At 60.5% G+C, this 16,284-nt stretch carries 18 protein-coding genes and 3 pseudogenes; 6 read left to right on the forward strand and 15 right to left on the reverse strand.

All coding sequences use genetic code 11. From position 1 onward, the window contains the following. Window positions 1-62 precede the first annotated feature (62 nt). On the reverse strand, window positions 63-629 hold the full coding sequence (locus AC0NID_RS28960) for a type II toxin-antitoxin system VapC family toxin (protein ID WP_473522368.1): 567 nt from the start codon (window positions 627-629) through the stop codon (window positions 63-65). Continuing rightward, on the reverse strand, window positions 630-1,025 hold the full coding sequence (locus AC0NID_RS28965) for a hypothetical protein (protein ID WP_473522367.1): 396 nt from the start codon (window positions 1,023-1,025) through the stop codon (window positions 630-632). A 213-nt stretch (window positions 1,026-1,238) separates the two neighbouring features. Between AC0NID_RS28965 and AC0NID_RS28970 the strand changes: the two genes are divergently transcribed. After that, entirely contained in the window at window positions 1,239-2,459 is a 1,221-nt protein-coding gene (locus AC0NID_RS28970) for a cytochrome P450 family protein (protein ID WP_473522366.1), read from the forward strand. 165 nt (window positions 2,460-2,624) lie between these two features. Here the strand turns inward: AC0NID_RS28970 and AC0NID_RS28975 are convergent, their stop codons facing one another. Continuing rightward, on the reverse strand, window positions 2,625-3,143 hold the full coding sequence (locus AC0NID_RS28975) for a transglutaminase-like cysteine peptidase (RefSeq protein WP_473457925.1): 519 nt from the start codon (window positions 3,141-3,143) through the stop codon (window positions 2,625-2,627). Between the two features lie 381 nt (window positions 3,144-3,524). Here AC0NID_RS28975 and AC0NID_RS28980 point away from each other — a divergent pair, with 381 nt between their 5' ends. Continuing rightward, window positions 3,525-5,000, forward strand: a complete 1,476-nt coding sequence (locus tag AC0NID_RS28980) for an FAD-dependent oxidoreductase (RefSeq protein ID WP_473457923.1) — start codon at window positions 3,525-3,527, stop codon at window positions 4,998-5,000. Window positions 5,001-5,177: 177 nt separating this feature from the next. Here AC0NID_RS28980 and AC0NID_RS28985 read toward each other — a convergent pair. The 4 genes and pseudogenes from AC0NID_RS28985 to AC0NID_RS29000 form a co-directional block, all read right to left on the reverse strand. Continuing rightward, window positions 5,178-5,363: pseudogene (locus AC0NID_RS28985) on the reverse strand (DUF2267 domain-containing protein); the annotation flags it as partial. A 138-nt stretch (window positions 5,364-5,501) separates the two neighbouring features. Continuing rightward, a complete protein-coding gene (locus AC0NID_RS28990; protein WP_473457922.1) occupies window positions 5,502-6,896 on the reverse strand; it encodes a Do family serine endopeptidase in 1,395 nt (464 codons plus the stop codon). 62 nt (window positions 6,897-6,958) lie between these two features. Next, window positions 6,959-7,165, reverse strand: a complete 207-nt coding sequence (locus tag AC0NID_RS28995; protein ID WP_473457921.1) for a sugar phosphorylase — start codon at window positions 7,163-7,165, stop codon at window positions 6,959-6,961. A gap of 330 nt (window positions 7,166-7,495) precedes the next feature. Next, a complete protein-coding gene (locus AC0NID_RS29000; protein WP_473457919.1) occupies window positions 7,496-8,404 on the reverse strand; it encodes a LysR family transcriptional regulator in 909 nt (302 codons plus the stop codon). Between the two features lie 606 nt (window positions 8,405-9,010). Between AC0NID_RS29000 and AC0NID_RS29005 the strand changes: the two are divergent. After that, a pseudogene (locus tag AC0NID_RS29005) lies at window positions 9,011-9,253 on the forward strand (IS110 family transposase); the annotation flags it as partial. A 456-nt stretch (window positions 9,254-9,709) separates the two neighbouring features. Here AC0NID_RS29005 and AC0NID_RS29010 read toward each other — a convergent pair. From AC0NID_RS29010 to AC0NID_RS29025, 4 genes and pseudogenes are all read right to left on the reverse strand, one after another. Further along, entirely contained in the window at window positions 9,710-10,141 is a 432-nt protein-coding gene (locus AC0NID_RS29010) for a hypothetical protein (protein ID WP_473457918.1), read from the reverse strand. A gap of 183 nt (window positions 10,142-10,324) precedes the next feature. Next, window positions 10,325-10,738, reverse strand: a pseudogene (locus AC0NID_RS29015) (DUF2267 domain-containing protein); the annotation flags it as partial. Window positions 10,739-10,948: 210 nt separating this feature from the next. Further along, the gene (locus AC0NID_RS29020) at window positions 10,949-11,248 is read right to left on the reverse strand and encodes a DUF1236 domain-containing protein (RefSeq protein WP_473457916.1); all 300 of its coding nucleotides are present in this window, start codon (window positions 11,246-11,248) and stop codon (window positions 10,949-10,951) included. 206 nt (window positions 11,249-11,454) lie between these two features. Continuing rightward, window positions 11,455-11,691, reverse strand: a complete 237-nt coding sequence (locus AC0NID_RS29025; RefSeq protein WP_473457915.1) for a polymerase — start codon at window positions 11,689-11,691, stop codon at window positions 11,455-11,457. Between the two features lie 250 nt (window positions 11,692-11,941). Between AC0NID_RS29025 and AC0NID_RS29030 the strand changes: the two genes are divergently transcribed. Both AC0NID_RS29030 and AC0NID_RS29035 read left to right on the forward strand, forming a co-directional pair. Beyond that, entirely contained in the window at window positions 11,942-12,106 is a 165-nt protein-coding gene (locus tag AC0NID_RS29030) for a DUF3309 family protein (RefSeq protein ID WP_473457914.1), read from the forward strand. A 149-nt stretch (window positions 12,107-12,255) separates the two neighbouring features. Further along, the gene (locus AC0NID_RS29035; RefSeq protein ID WP_473457913.1) at window positions 12,256-13,653 is read left to right on the forward strand and encodes a PAS domain S-box protein; all 1,398 of its coding nucleotides are present in this window, start codon (window positions 12,256-12,258) and stop codon (window positions 13,651-13,653) included. A 69-nt stretch (window positions 13,654-13,722) separates the two neighbouring features. Here the strand turns inward: AC0NID_RS29035 and AC0NID_RS29040 are convergent, their stop codons facing one another. Then, window positions 13,723-14,055, reverse strand: a complete 333-nt coding sequence (locus AC0NID_RS29040) for a hypothetical protein (protein WP_473457911.1) — start codon at window positions 14,053-14,055, stop codon at window positions 13,723-13,725. Between the two features lie 257 nt (window positions 14,056-14,312). On the opposite strand from AC0NID_RS29040, the gene AC0NID_RS29045 reads away from it, so the two are divergent. Beyond that, window positions 14,313-14,549, forward strand: a complete 237-nt coding sequence (locus tag AC0NID_RS29045; protein ID WP_473457910.1) for a hypothetical protein — start codon at window positions 14,313-14,315, stop codon at window positions 14,547-14,549. Window positions 14,550-14,681: 132 nt separating this feature from the next. Here AC0NID_RS29045 and AC0NID_RS29050 read toward each other — a convergent pair whose 3' ends face one another. The 3 genes from AC0NID_RS29050 to AC0NID_RS29060 form a co-directional block, all read right to left on the reverse strand. Further along, a complete protein-coding gene (locus tag AC0NID_RS29050) occupies window positions 14,682-14,819 on the reverse strand; it encodes a hypothetical protein (protein ID WP_474033357.1) in 138 nt (45 codons plus the stop codon). 33 nt (window positions 14,820-14,852) lie between these two features. Next, complete coding sequence (locus AC0NID_RS29055) at window positions 14,853-15,323, reverse strand: IS5 family transposase (RefSeq protein ID WP_474033358.1); 471 nt, start codon at window positions 15,321-15,323, stop codon at window positions 14,853-14,855. Window positions 15,324-15,775: 452 nt separating this feature from the next. Next, the gene (locus tag AC0NID_RS29060) at window positions 15,776-16,048 is read right to left on the reverse strand and encodes a hypothetical protein (protein ID WP_473457909.1); all 273 of its coding nucleotides are present in this window, start codon (window positions 16,046-16,048) and stop codon (window positions 15,776-15,778) included. Window positions 16,049-16,284: the final 236 nt, after the last annotated feature.

A 16,284-nucleotide genomic window follows, 5' to 3' on the forward strand; every position in this document is an offset into this window, starting at 1 on the left:
ATGAAGTCTGATCGCGCGGGTGGGTTCGTTGACATGATGCTCTCCTCGCCATGGAGCGATGATCACGTTCGACGATAAAATAGCGCCCGCCCGGTCGGGATTAGTTGAAGAAGATAATCGAAGTCGCCGATGTTCCCAGTAAGGACCGTAAACCCCAGCTTCTGCGCCTGCAGGAACAAAACACAATCCTGAAGGGCACGAAGCCGGGCATCTTTCCGGTAACCCTGAAGGCGACATAGGATGCCTGACAATAGAGCAGCTTTTCCAAGCACGTCGGGATCTGGTGCGAACACACGATGCGGGTGCATGCCGCCAACGGTCGCGCCAATCTGCCTGACTGCCGTCTTTGTACCGGGATGCTTGGGGTCTAGCATGCCGACGGCATGCATAAGTTCTTGGATAGCAATCGTCGAATGATTGCTGAGCCTGAGATCGAGCAGATCGGCCACAACATCTGGGGCGCGTCCCTGCAGACCGTCGATATAGACACAGCTATCAAGCATAAGCTCCTGTCCCGCCTCGGCGGTATCGCCGAGGAAAGGCAGTTCTACATCCTTGCGGCGCGACAGCGTCTTTTGCGGATCGAGCCGTGCCCAGCGGACAGACCCGGCGAAATCGAAATCCGTCATTCAGAACCCAAGCTTAAGGGACGGATCGACCGTTCCCCTCGTCTTTGTGAATGTCTTTCCGAAATTATCGTCGAGCGCGACACTGGCGAGAGCGAATTCGATCAAGTCGGTATCAGTCTCAATTCCAGTCTGCTCCTTTGCTTTTGCAATCAGCGCCGGGCTGATGCGACCGCCGATCCTTGTGCTCTTTGCGCCCAGGAGACCAGAAAGTTCCGCCGCCCTCATGACAGCTTCGAAACGGGTTGCGCTGATCGGGACAGAGGCACCAGTCTTCTTTACCCGACCGACCTTCGAAAGCGGCTCACCCACCTTCGAAGCCATGTCAGCCATACCTGCGCTAGCTGTGGGTTTCTTCGTCGCTGCCTTGACCATGACGCAGACCCCGATGTCGGACATTTCGCGATTTCGTCCAACGTAACAGAGACACAGCGATTTTCAAGAACCCGGATGCTGCATCCTTGCGGCGGTGCGGGGCTCATGCTCGTTGGGCTTGGCGCGGGCGGTGTCGTGGACATTGCGGCCGCCGAAACACTCGAACGGGTTGACCGGAGAGACGCTGCAGCGCCTCATAATAGCCGTACATTGGCTGCCGGCACTGGAGTGAGGCCCATGGGCCAGACGCATGATTTCGACATCCTGTCACCGAGTTTCCATGCAAACCCCTTCCCCACGGCTGACCGGATGCGAGCCGAAGGCGCGGTTATCCGCATGAAGCTGCCGATTGTCGGCCACACATGGCTCGCGGTCACACATGACGCCTGCGCAATGCTGTTGAAAGACCATGACAACTTCGCGCGCGACCCCGCCAACGCAGGGAGCAGGACGCAGGCGCGGATATTGAGTGTCCTGCCGAGGACGATCAGCCTTCTTGCGCTGAACATGCTCGGCCACGACGACCCAGAGCACCGCCGCCTGCGCGGCCTGGTCGATCAGGCGTTCCAGCGCCGAACGATCGAGGCCATGAAGCCGATGATCACCGAAATTGCCGATCGGCTTCTCGACAAGCTGGAGGGAAGAACCGAGGTCGATCTCATGGCCGAACTTTGCCGCGATCTGCCGCTTGCGGTCATCTGTGCAATGCTCGGCCTGCCGGAGCAGGATCACAATCGATTCAAGAACTGGCTGGGAGGGCTGAAGGACACGGCCAATATCGGAGCGGTCATCCGCGCCGTTCCCGGCGTGATCCGGGTTGTGCGGTATCTTCGCCGCGTCTCGCGACCGGGAGGCGGTGCGCTGCCTGCCGGATTGATCACCGCGCTCCGCGATGCCGAAACCGACGGGCAGAAACTCAGCCAGGACGAGCTGGTCTCGATGATTTTCCTGCTCTTCGGCGCCGGGCAGGAAACCACGACCCATCTGATTTCCGGCGGACTGCTCGCACTATTATCGCATGAGGACCAACGCGCCAGGCTGCAGGGCGAACCCAAGCTGATGCCCACCTGCATCGAGGAGTGTCTGCGCTACGTATCACCGGTTCAAATGACCAAGCCGCGCTTTGCGACCCGCGACATGGTCTGGCAGGAACGGCAATTTCGCCGCGGCGACATGTTCGCGGCATTCCTCACGGCGGCAAACAGCGACCCGGCCAAGTTTGAAGATCCGCACCGTTTCGACATTACGCGCCACCCGAACCCGCATCTCTCCTTCGGCACGGGCGCACATTTCTGCCTCGGCTTCCAACTCGCCCGGGCGGAGGCCGCGGTCGCTTTCGAACGCCTTTTCACGCGCTTTCCAAACATGCGCCTGGACGACAAGGCGCGGAAAATCGAATGGCGCAAGCGCCCAGGCATCCGCGCTCTCGCAAAGTTGCCTGTGCGACTTGTGGCATGAGGTCTGTGCTCGACTGCAACCCCCTCCTGGCACAGAGCTTTAGCGCCGACCGGAGACCGTCCAAGCCAGCCACGCCAATCGCGTTCACACGACCTGTGTCGAAGCTTGACATTGCGGACATGGCGCGGGAGCGCCAAGCGTCGTCCAGTCGCAAATTCGAAAGGTTCAGTCGACTGCCCCGACCAGAACATCGGGATGTCCACGTATCGCGACCCAGCGCCCGGTATCCGTGGACGATTGCCTTTTCAGAAACCTGTATCCAGTTTCCGACCAAAGCTTCACGTCGTTGTTGAGGTTGTCGAGCACGTAGTCGCCCTGGTCGGTCTTGACCGTCAACACTGCGTGTCCCTCGCCGTCCTTCTTTTTGACGACGGTGATCAGCAGGTTCGAAAGCGATATGCCCTGCAGCTCGAGCATCTGGCGCTTAAGCAGGACGTAGTCCTCGCAGTCGCCCTGCGCGTTGTCAGGATAGGACCAGAATTCCATCGTTCCATGAACGGCAAGATCGCTCGCGGGCTTGATCGATATGTTCACGAGCCTGGTGACGGACGCGAGCTGATCTTCCAGTCCTGCGCTCATAACCACTGGAGGAACATTGCCTGATCGTATCCTGCATTCCGCGGCACGCCTTCGGCAGAATTCAATGTAGCCGACAGGGGCGGAGGTCCGCTGCCCGATGGCCATGGCGCCAAGCACTCCGTCGGCCGAAGCTTTCTCCATCGGCGTCACGGACAACATCAAGCCTGTCAGCAGGCCAGCACACAACCACGCCCGCGGTATCCCAAGTCCCATTCGCCCCGCCCCAGGTAACGTCCCGAAACATTCTTTAATGTCGCGTTACCATCTTTTCATGAGCACATCAACGCAGCCGACGCACAATTTAAGGCTATGGTGGCGAGGACACTGTGCGGCTGTCATCACCCGAATGAAGGCCCCCAATCCAACAAGCGGCTGCTTTAGAAGCCCCGATCACCGCCGGATCGGCGATCCAGGGAACGTTCCCGTGCAGAGGCAGTTATCGAAAGGTCAGCGCCAGTGGGTCGAAGCACAAGGAACGCGGTTGAAATGGCTATTCTTTTGGGACAACCGGGAAGCTGCTGGACGCCAGCAGCCATGGCTACGAGCTATCCTCCGCTCGAAGGCTCGGTCCATGCTGACGCGGTTGTCGTGGGTGCAGGTATTGTCGGGCTCACCACCGCGCTTCGCCTTTGCGAGGCCGGTCGGTCGGTGATTGTCATCGAAGGCCTGCGGACGGGCGGCCAGGTGACCGGCCGCTCGACAGCCAAGATCACGACGCAGCACGCTCTGATTTATCGTCATCTTATCGACACCATCGGCCGGGAACTGGCGCAAGCCTACGCCGATGCGAATTCCGCCGGCGCCGTCCAGATCCGGGAATGGGTTCGCAATTATGCCATCCCCTGCGATTTCGAGACCAAGGACGCCTACACCTACACCTGCGATACCGGCCGGCGCGCGGAGATCGTGGCCGAGGCAGACGCCGCGCGTCAGGTCGGCTTGAATGCCGATATTCTCGACCGGGCGCCGCTCCCTTTCGAGACGGCCGCCGCTCTGCGCTTTTCCGACCAGGCCCAGTTCAACCCGGCGATGTATCTGGTTGGGCTGGCTCAAGCGGTTACGGCCCGTGGCGGACGGATTTTCGAGAACAGCCGTGCCACCTCGATCGGCGAGGCGAGCCGCTGGCGCGTCGTCACCGACAGCGGCACCGTTCATGCCGAGCATGTGGTCGTCGCCACCAACTTGACTGTGAAGAGCCCCATCGGCATGGCGAACCGGACCCAGCCGCGCTGCCACACCGCCATGGCATTTCGGATCGAGGACCCCCTCGCCGTCGACGGCATGTTCATCGGCATCGACGATCCCACGCATTCCATTCGCACAGGCCGCGACACCGAGGGTCCGCTGCTGGTCACGCTCGGTCCCAAATTCGATACCGGCCAAGACGGGGACGTGGCAAAGCGGTTCATCAAGCTGGAAAAATGGGCAAGAAGGAACCTTCCGATCGGCGACGTTGCGTGGCGCTGGTGTAACGAGGACTACGATACGGCAGACCGGGTGCCGTATGCCGGCGAACCCGATCCCGCCAAGGCCGCCGGCTTCCACATTGCCACGGGGTTCAACGCCTGGGGCATTACCAACGGAACGGCCGCTGGCACGATGATTGCGGATTTGATCTGTGCCCGGCCAAGCCCATGGCAAGAGCTCTACGATCCGGCGCGCTCTTATCCCGAGGACTTCCACAAAAACGGCCGCAGCCAATCGATCGTCTCAAGCGCCGACGACATTGCACCCGGAGCAGGCGGCGTGATCGTCAGGGGCGACGAAAAGATCGCGGCGTGGAGAGACGCTGAGGGCGAGCTCCACTCCGTCTCGGCGACATGCACCCACAAGGGCTGCACCGTGACCTGGAACAATGCCGACAACACTTGGGATTGCCCTTGCCACGGGTCGATCTTCGCCGCCGACGGGTCGGTCATCCACGGTCCGGCTCGAACACCGCTTGCGCCGGCAATACTGTAGAAAAGAAAAACGGTGACCGACACGGCCCGGCATCAACCCGGTCTTGCGCGGAGTTGCGACCAACTCCGTATCAGGGTTGACAAGGGTTAGTGGCATTTGCACTTCCCAGGGAGCGTTACGGCCGAAACCGCCTAGGTTCCTGCGCCATTTCACGCCGCTTGCTGAGCTTCCGCGACGCGGCAATTGCGAGCCGAGGTGGGCTGCAAGATCCGGCTGCATGCGGTCTTGCAGGGCGTGGAGCACTGCTCCCAGAACGTGCCATGCGACCTGCCGATCCGGTCCCTTCTCGGCCATGATCTCGTCGAGCCAGACGTTGGTGGTCTGCAGCGTCTTGTCGAATAGGTCGAGGCCGGTGGCGCTCATGGAATCCTCCTTTTCTGCCACCTCTTGATCGACTCATTTGACGAACGACCGCGACCGGCTGTTGTTCCGCTGCCAGAACCGGTCTCTGGCGGCAGCAGGCGGCCAACCCGACGAAGGGCTTACACGCACGCCCTGCCGTCAAGATCTGGCAACGGCAACGAAAAGCGATTGCCCTTGCCTGTCTATGCGAAACAGTAGCGGCTTGTTCTGCCGGCGTGATTTCGCCCACTCCTCTTGGATATCCGATGGCTGTGTCACATTCCGATTGTTGGCCGAAACGATCACGTCGCCAGGCCGCAGGCCGTTTGTGGCGGCGAGGCTGTTGGGAGCCACGTCTTGCACGAACACGCCTGTAGTGTCCGGCTGTAGTCGCAGTTGCTGCCGCGCTTCGTCGGGAATCGGGCTCAGCGACAGTCCGAGGCGTGCGTCCGCTGCTTGCGGGTTTGGAACGGCGCCGGTCTGTACCTCCTCATCGTCGCGCTGACCGATGGTCAGGGCTATCTCCTGTTGGCTGCCCCCACGGTTCCTGGTGAGCGTCGTCTTTGTCCCCGGCTTTTGGCTCGCGGCCGCGAGCGTCAGGTCGTGGACGCTGCGAATATCCTTGCCGTTAAAGCGCGTAATCACGTCGCCTGCCTGTATGCCCGCCTTCTGTGCCGGACTGCCCGGTTCGACCGACGCGACCAGCGCTCCCTTGCTACCGGATACGCCAAGCGCCTCGCCAATCGACGGGGTTATCTCCTGAAGACGCACCCCGATGAAGCCACGCTCGATCCTGCCGGTGCGGATCAGCTGGTCGACGACGTTTCGGGCGGTGCGGGATGGTATCGCAAACCCGATCCCTATGCTGCCGCCTGAGGGAGATACGATGGCCGTATTGACCCCGATCACTTCGCCGCGCGCATTGAACAGCGGACCGCCGGAATTGCCCCGATTGATCGAGGCATCCGTCTGGAGAAAGTCGTCGTAGGGGCCGGCCTGAATGTCGCGCGAACGGGCAGAAAGAACGCCGACGGTAACGCTCCCACCGAGTCCGAACGGACTGCCGATCGCGATCGTCCATGCGCCGGGTTGGACTGCGTCGGAGTCGCCCCAGGCGGTCGTCGTCATGTTGGGCCGCGGATCGACCTTAAGCACGGCGATGTCGGTTCCCGGATCGCGGCCAACCAGCCGGGCGGGTGACGTTTCCTTGTCCGAAAAGACAACGTGGATCTCGGTCGCGTCGGCAACAACATGGTTGTTGGTGACGATATAGCCGTCTGGGCTGATGACGAATCCGGAGCCAAGAGCCTCGCGCACCTGTGGTTGCGCCGGTCCGGGGTTAGCGAAAGGACTGAAAAAATCGTCCAACGTCGTCTGGCCCTGGATAATCTGTCGGGAGGTTATCGCGACCACGGCCGGGATTTTCTGGCGCACGATCGCGGTGAAATCGTTCGGGACTTCCTGGGCTGCTAGCGGAGCAAGGCCGCCGGCCGGGAAGATCAGAATTCCGGCGATCAGGCCGGCGCAGAGTTTTTTGTTCAACACCGGAGACATGGTCTGCAAATCCTTCAGCGTTCAGTGACCAACATACAACCGTTCCGGCATGAGCAGCCGGCTCACCAGCGGATTACGACAACCTTCTGGTTTCCGTTGGCGAGTTCGACAGCTTCGGTGCCGTCCGGTTTGCGGCTTTCGATCCGGGCATTTGCCATGGTTTCTATGCGGGCAATGTTGGCCGCATAGGCCTCATCCACCTCGGCGGTACAGACCAGAGTATCCGGCGGCAGGTCCTTCACCTGGTCCAGCAATTCGCGCAGCTTCATGGCGAACCTCCTTGGCATGGCAGGCCCCGAATCCTTTGGCCGCACACCCTCCAACCATGTCCCGCAAGAAAGGTTCCCGACGAGATTTGCGAGGACGTCGCCAAGGCCGAGGAGCGACTGGCGAGGGAGCATGCGCGCGGCAATCACGGGTCTCCTTTTGCGCCACTGATACTGTCGAAAATTGACGCCACCAGTGCGCCGGCAGCAGCCCGTTTCTACACGAGGCGGTTCAACGGCCACGGCGCGCCTGACGGGTGTGCCTACCGGCAACGCTAGACAGCTACCCCGACAGCCTTATTCCAGGTGCATCAAGCTGAGTGGCAGGTGCCATCACGACACGTCATACTGCTGCGCCAGCGAGGCGGAAAGCTGGTCGGCGAAACGGGCAGCGGCCACCGGTAGGGTGCGGCCCTTGAGTTGGCCGACATAGAGCATGCCAGCGGGCACGTCACGCGGGTCGAGCGGCCGGGAGATCATGTCACCGGTCATCGCCTGGTGGGAAAGGCCAATTGGGAAATGGAACGTGATGATATCCTCCGAGATAGCGTGGTTGCGCAGGAATTCGAAGCTGTCCGACTGAATCACCGGCTCCAGCTGCAGCGATGACGATTGCGCCCCGATGTCGAGCAGGTAGCGCACGCCGTAACCTGATGTGGGAAGCGCGATTGGATAGTCGAGGCAAGCGCGCAACCGCACCGTCTCGTGAGAAGCCAGCGGATGATCGGGCCGCATAACCGCATGCACCGGCTGGTGCACCCGCATCAGCGTCATGAAAGCAGCTAGCCGGGCTGGCTCGTATACGATGGCGATGTCGGCCGTGTGATCGACCAAGGCACGCTCGGCCTCCTCCCGGTCGCGCAGGTGCACTCCGAAGGTCACATTCGGATGTTCTTTGCGGTAGAGCGAGATCTGCATCGGCAGATGGTAGGGCAATAGCGCCTGGCTGCAGGCGATCGCCACATGGCCGCGCCGGGCGCCAGCAAGGTCTGCAATCTGCGATTTCACGTGCTCCATATCGGATAACTGGTTGCGCATGTGATGCACTAGAAGCTGGCCCGGGCCGGACAATCGCACGCCGTGAGGCAGTCGCTCGAAAATCGCAACGCCGAGTTCGGCCTCCATCGCCAATATACGCCGGTTGAGCGCCGTCGAGGTTATGGCGAGCAATTCCGCAGCGGCGCGGATCGAACCGGTCTTGGCCACCACATCTATATAGTGAGCGGAGTTCAGATAACGCATCGGCAGCCTCCGGCATCACCGCTGCAATTATTGCAGCAGGCTGAACAAAACATAGCACAAGACAGCAGCACCGCCATCGAGATAATTAATCCGTCGACATATGAGTTAAGGAGTATCTTCAATCGACAATGATTTTTTTAAAAACAACGAAAGATTAGATAATAATTAAAGAGGAGCAACCATGCGCCGCGTATCAATTCTAAGCTTAGTTTCTCTCGGTTTTATTGTCTTTGTAAATGTATCGGCGATTGGCGCCGAACAATGCAGCGACATCACCGCGTCATCGGGCCTACCAGGTTATACTCATCAATGTAGTGTGACTTCCATGGCCAATATCGATGAAAGCGTCCTAGCGGACGCCGGCGAGCATAAAAGCTGCGGTTCGGATTGTGCGCAAGTCTACAGTCTGTGTAAGACCAGCAGGGGTAGAGACTGTCGCCAAGAATACAAAACCTGTTCTTGGAAATGCGTCTTTGGTGCGGCAATTACGATTCGCTAGTAAAGAAAACCCGACATTTGAATCTGTTGCGCGGAGTTCTTGTCGGGCGTTTAGTGCGCGGGTCGGGCGTATGCACGCCGAAATTACCCTAATGCGGGAAAATAGCCGGCGATATCTCGCGCCGTGGCGACAATCAGTTGCGCGGACTGCTATACGAAGCGGCCGCGGTCATCCTGAACCGGTCGACGGATACCAGCACCCTGCGAACCTGGGCGTTGGAGCTGAAAGAACGGCTCGGCTTCAAACGAGCCGCCGTGGCCCTGGCGCGCAAGCTGGCAGTGATCATGCATACGATGCTCCGGACGGGCGAGCTGTTCGATCCGCACGGAGGAACGCCCGCCGCTGCCTGATCCTGCAGACGCTCGCCTGCGACGATTCTGTCAGGCCATTCCACCAACAGCGTTCTTACAGCACGCACCGAGCCGTCCCTGCCGGGACGTGGCTGAGATCATTCCGCGAATCCCTGCAAAGCGCCTACGATAGCAGGGCCAAAGGATATGATCCCCTGCGAGGCTGAGTTCAGCCGGCCTGCGATCTACTGCGGCGCGATGCCAATCTCATGCTCGTCCGGCGGATGCGCGACACGGTAGCCGCCGATCCGCGTCAGGTGAGCGCAAAGACCGATCGGGAACCCTGTTTCGATCGAAACGGCATGCAGATTTCGAGCTCAGGCCATAACGAGGACGATGCCTGCCTCGGCGCGTCTTCTTGCGCGATCGAGGCCGGACTTGGGCAGCGATCCCATGCTGCCTGGCAAGCCCGGCGCCCCCTTTCGAGAGCATGGCTTATCGCCATGCTGCGCGGGGTCAATGCGCTAGCGCCGCCCTTAGCCAACCAAGAAATCTGTTCCCGTCGATTGTCCGGCGGACCCTGGCGGCGGCCCATCGCGCCTGCATCGTGGCACCGACATGGCAATGGCAGACGATGTCGTGCAATTGCCAGTCACTCACTTCGAAGAAGCGCTTCGCCTCCCCGTAGGTGTCGTCTTTCAGGCCCTGAGTGCGCAGCACGGGGTCCTCGAAAGCAACGGTGATCGGCGATCCCGCACCGCGCGCCACGGCACGGGCTTCGGGAGTGAGATATTCGGTGCCTGTAAGCGCTCCGAGGCAGCGCTGCGGATTTTGTTCGAGAAGCTCTGCCCAACGCTCGATCCGCTGCCTTCGGGTCATGGTCGGATATGTCGCCGAGGGCTTGACCTCCGCGATTGCCTGCAGTTGGTCGAGTGTCTGGTGTTTCATGGTCGGCTCCTTTTCATCGATCAAGTGCCCACGCCCTCAGAAAAAATTATCGCGTCGTGGCGGGCCGACAAGGCCGGAAGTGGCAATATGAAGCGCTCGCCCGGCTCGTCGTCCGTCACCTTGGCGGCGCACAATTGCGGCTACGCCTCGAGCAGGCGGGACGACCCGTTCTTCGGCCGCGCGCCACATCGCGCGCAGCTTTACCGGCAATGTGGCCTGGACCTTCGCGACCTGACCGCGCGAGACATGCCGGGACAGCGTCGCGAAAACCAAACGGATAGCGTCACTGGCGTCGATGGACCGCGTATCGGACAGGCGGTCCGCGACTTCGGCGACAAATTCGTCCCGATCCGAGTCGCCTGGCTGCTTTGCCGGCTCGAACTGATCGTAATAGGCGCCCCGCACCAGAAGCGGAAATTCAGCGCCGAGATGCACGGCAAGTCCCAGAGGCAACCAGTCACGCAGCGTTTGCAGCACGACCGAGAGCACCCTCCAGGAGAGCTGCCGATCAGGGCCGAGTTCCTCCATCAACTCGTCGAGCCAGGTATGGGTTGTCAGAAGCGTCTTGTCGAAGACATCGAGGCCTGTCGCGTTCATGCGTCGTCCTCCGATTCACGCGGCCTTGCAGCATGAACGGACGACAAGCGCATGAGTTCCTCTCGCGGTTTCAAATCCGCGATCTCGCAATCACCCTGAGCGCAGCGACGTCACTTCAGCCAAACCCGGAGCCTCCATTGCGACGACGCACACCTTGTGCCGCTGGAGCCCCGCCGCCTGCCAAAGTAACGGGCCTTTCAGCGGCGACGGTCACCGAATGATTTTGACGATCTTACGTGTGCCTGGATCAACGACAACGGTCTGGTTGTCGACGACTACGTAGCGGTATTCGAGGTCGGGGACCTCATGAAGCTCGACCGTGTCGGGCAGCGTTGAGCCGATATTGAGCTCCACCCCAGGGATTTCCACCGATGCGAGCGGCTGCTTTTCCACATATTCCCGGATGACGGTCTCCTGTTCAGGCGCGATGATCACGTCCTGAGCGGCAGCGGCGCCGACGCCTGCGAGCAGCAGAAATCCGGCAGCTGCAGTGGAAAGATACATTCTCATGATTGTCTCCTTTTCACGATAGATTACCTCTGACGCTACCCTGACCCACGCCATGCGCAGCGGGATCGCCTAGTCGGTTAACGCCATCGGGTGTGGCTTGTTCCAAGAAAACCGCTGGCATGCCGGTTGCTCATTGTGCTGGAGACAAAGTTTCGGTCGAAAGCCCGAGCCGGGCCGCGGATCCGGCCAATCGATGCGACATACGCTCATTCCTTGGGACGGGAAGGCAGCATGTCTGCTTCGAAGGTGTCGGGCAGGCACGGCACGGGGGCGCAAGTCTTGCGTGTCGATGCGGTCGTGACGGCATCCAGTTCCGGCACCCGCACCATGTTTGCGTGCCGCTGTGGCCATAGCGGTTCGCCGAACAGAAGGAAGATGGTGCCAACCGTCAGGGCCAACAGCAGGAGCGCCGCAAGATTGGCAAACATCTCTCCATACCGCATCTAAATCTCCGCCTGGTGAGTGGCTTACGCGTGAATGGCGTGGGCGACCGCGTAACCACCGAAGAAGGGACTGAACTCGAATAAGCAACGGGGTCTTGGTCTCTTGGTTCCCCAAGCCCGGGTCGACTTCCGGTTCGCCAGGGCGCCCTGCCGGTGGAACAGGAACGGCCTCTTGCGAGTTCATGTTCATCGCCGGGCGCATGGACGTGCCCTTGTAAATGGCGTGTGTGCGCAAACAGGGAGAACCACCATGAGCCTTGGCACCATTCTCATCATCATTTTGATCATTGCCTTGCTTGGCGGGTTGAGCGGCCTGGGTGGCGGGCCGTTCTATGGCACGGGCTACTATGGCGGCGGCGGCCTAGGCCTTGTGCTGCTCATTGTCATCATCCTGGTCCTGCTCGGGCGCATCTAGCGCCACCCGGCGTGCGGCCCTGTTGCCGCGTCGAGCATTGTCGCGGCAAGAGGGCGGCGGAAGGCGGTGCCACGCAATGAGGCGGCGGGAACCGAAATCGCTCTGCCGCATTCTATGTCCGCACAATCACCAGAATGGCGCAGCAGTAGGTGGACTTCGTTCAAACAGGCCTCGGAGTTCCGGGTGTTCCCTCTGCCGATCTGCTGCAGTCGCTGCCCGTTGCCATCTACACCGTCGACAAGCAGGGCCGCATCACCTTCTTCAACGAAGCCGCAGCCGAGATGTGGGGCCGTCGTCCCGTCATCGGTCAGGATCAGTGGTGCGGCGCGTGGAAGCTTCGCCAGCTCGATGGCCGGCCAATGGCGCATGGCGAATGTCCGATGGCCGTGGCGCTGCGCGAACGACGTGATGTTTCGTGGGACCAGGCGATCGCGGAGCGGCCGGATGGCGAACTCGTTCCGTTCAGGGCTCACCCACGCCTGCTTCGCGACGCAGCGGGCAATGTTGTCGGCGCCATCAACACGCTGCTCGACCTGCGCACGCAGACGCTGGGCGACGAAGCCCGCATGCGTCTCGCCGCCATTGTCGAGTCATCGATGGACGCCATCGTCTCGAAGGACATGAACGGCATCATCACCAGTTGGAACGATGCGGCAGAACGCTTGTTCGGCTACGCCCCCGCCGAGGCGATCGGCCGCCCGGTGACCATCCTCATTCCACCCGACCGTCTCGGCGAGGAAGCCTCGATCATCAGTCGCATCCGCCTCGGCGAGCGCGTCCCGACCTATGAGACGATGCGCCTGCGCAAGGACGGCACCCTCGTCCCGGTTTCGCTCACCATCTCCCCGATCCGCGACGCCATCGGGCGGGTCGTCGGCGCCTCCAAGATCGCGCGCGACATCAGTTCCCACAAGGAGAGCGAACGGCGCATCAGGCTGCTCATGCGCGAGGTCAACCATCGCGTGAAGAACCAATATTCGGTGATCATTTCGATGATCCGCGAGACCAGCAAGCTGACCAGCACGCCCGAGGCTTTCCTGGGGCAGGTTCGCGAGCGCATCACGGCGCTTTCGGAATCCCATGATCTTCTGGTCAATGCCGACTGGCGCGGCGCGACCGTCGGCGATCTGGCCCAGGCACAGCTCAAGCCCTTCGCAGCGCAGCAGCGCGTGTCGATGGTCGGGCCGATGGTGCTGCTGCAGCCAAATGCCGTGCAATATCTCGGCATCGCCTTCCACGAGCTCGCCACCAATTCGGCAAAGCATGGAGCGCTGTCTTGCGGCGACGGACGCGTCGAAATCGATTGGGATGTGGTCCCTGCCGGCGACGGCGCCGATGTCTTTCGACTGGTCTGGCGTGAGGTGGGCGGGCCGATCCTGGACGCTGTCAGGCGGCGCGGATTCGGATCCGTCGTCCTTGAGAGAGTGGCGCCGCAGGCACTCAGCGGCAGCGGGCGGCTGGAGTTCCACGAGCAAGGCGTCACTTGGACGCTCGAGGCGCCGCTGTACTTCGTCCAGGCTTCAATGACTGATATCGTGGTCGATTGAAGGAATTTCGTCGCAGCCGTGAAGCTGAGCCCTTTGCCGCCCTTGCGACCGTGCTGACGCTGGTCAGACCTAGTGCGTTTGGTAAGCAAAGGGCGAAACGGCACTTTCCTCCAGAACACTGGGATTGCCGCCCCCAGACAGAGCGTAGCAATTGCCTGAGAGTCGAGCGATGTTGCCTGATTCAAAAATGGCGTGGCTGTCGAATTCCATGGCCGCCCCGCAGAACTGGGCCGCATGCAGCACAAGGCACTCGATATCTTCAAGCGCAACGTTTTCCGCGAGGTTTCGCAGCCGAACCGCCTCCGCCACCGCAGTGACATTGACTATGCCCTCGGACCGGGCGGTGGCCCGAACCTGCAGGTCGACGTCGTGACATAAATGAGCTGAATAACGGTATCTCATGGAAAACCCTCTCTCGCAGGAGCGGTTTGTCCCTCATGACCAGCATGTGCCATATCGGCCCGAATAGCAAGCGAAAACCATAAAATCGTATGTAAAATCAAATAGTTAGAATATCTCGTAGATTGCACCATCGACGCTTTGCGATCACTGTGAACGTTCCACGCCGATGGCGCATGAACCGGCCTTGACGTTTGGTGAGCGTTTTCCTAACTCTACGTCTAACTAGGTAAATACTAACTTTGCGGCTGGAGGCAGAAATGGCCGAACTGGAAAGACCCGAACGACTGCAGATCATGCTGACTGCCGACGAATTGGCGGCATTGGAAAACTGGCGCTTCGAAAGGCGCATGCCAAGCCGTTCGGCGGCCGTGAGAGAATTGCTACGGCGCGGTCTCCACGCAGACGGATTTTTGACGGCAGCACAAGGCGCCAAGTCACAGGATTTTGGAATTCTGCCGACCTCCGGGATTGTCGATGGACCGGTCAGCGACTAGGTCGTGCGGACACTTACCTTAGCCAGAGCACAGTTGCGGCGATGGTGACGACGGCGAGGTAGTTTCTGGCTGTCTTGTCGAATCGTGTCGCGACGCGTCTGAACTGCTTGAGCTTAGGGAAGCTGCATTCGATCAGATGATGCTGGCATAAAGGTGCTTGTCGATTGGGTATTTGCGCGCGCGTGACGGGTTGTTGGAAATGACGGCGATGGCGCCCTTGTCTGCGATTTCCCGGCGCAAGGGATCGGCGTCGTAGGCGGCGTCGCCCATAACGACCTTTGCGGGCAATCCCTCGATCAAGGTCTATGCTTGCGGGCAGTCGCCGCGTTGGCCGGCCGTTAGGGTGAAGCGCACCGAGCACCCAAGGCCTCGGACGGCCATGTGGATCTTGATGCTCAGGCCACCGCGCGAACGGCCAAGGGCCTGATCTTCAGACCCCCTTTTTTGGCACCCGAAGCGTGCTGGTGGGCGCGGATGATAGTGGAATCGACGATCAGATATTCGAAGTCGGGATCGTCCGACATCGCCGAAGATGCGCCACCAGACGCCCTTGTGGCTCCAGCGGCTGAAACGGCGGAAGACGCTGTTCCAATCCCCGAACGCATCGGGCAGGTCGCGCCAGGGCGAGCCCGTGCGCACGATCCAAAGCACCGCTTCCACGAACACGCGATTGTCGCAGCCCGACGAACCCCGCGTCCGCTGGTCGCCGATGATGTGCGCCGACATGTGCTCCCACTGGTCGTCACGAAAAATCAGACGGTCGAGAACACCCATGGCTGTCTCCAAAAGACAGCCTTCAATCTGATTTGCTCACTCTTGGGAATCCCAAGAGTCCACACGACCTAGGGCGGAAGCACTGCCAGCTCCCAAGCATCCGCAATGCCTCAATCGGGTACGGACGACTTTGGAAGTGTACGCTTTATTGTGAATTTTGCGAATCCGGCCTGTCAGCTCCCCCGCGCGCTCGCCCGCACACACCCCCTTTGGGGATGGAGTCGCCTCGATGCTCATCCGATTTGACGGCCAGGGGAACGGAACACGACAATTTTACTAAATTAGTAACAACGAATATACAGCCTACAATTCGCCGGCCGGTGCTCCCCCGCCTTTGAACCCGCGCCGGTCAGGCCCGACGGTCTCTCGTGATCCTGAGCGGCCGTCGGGCCGCTCAATGTGGCGCGGACTCCTGCAGGCGTTCCATCGACGCGGTAGTGATAGTTTGAAGCTTAAGCTTTGAATATCTCAGCCAGGCGTTCGATAGCTCGCTCCGGAGACAAATCCAGGTCCCATGGATCAGCTTCAGAGATCGCCTCATGCTGGCGTTCGTCAATCTTGGGTACCAAAACCTGATAATATACATCGCGAAGAATTGGGAGGAATTTGGCACGGAATTGATCGAGTTCGGCCCTGTCCCGCTTTTCATGGAGAAAACTGAAAGTGTGAGCCAGTAGGAACTCCAACTTGGCTAACTTGGTAGGGTCGAAATTGTAGGTTTTCATTCCGCGAACCACCGTGAGTCAAACGAGAGAAGCTCGCGCCTCTGGCGGAGCGCGCGGAGGGGGCGTGCCCGCTGGTCACAGACAATCATTAGGAGTTACTAAAGTTCCACCGACAGCTGCCCTGGGTGCCCTCGCCCGGCCGTCGGGCCCGCTCAATGTGGCACGGAATTCAACCCTCTTCGCGAAAATCCTGCAACGACGCATGCCGCAAATCGTCCTCGCCGCGTAGGTGCTTG

The organism is Mesorhizobium sp. WSM4821, assembly GCF_055901555.1.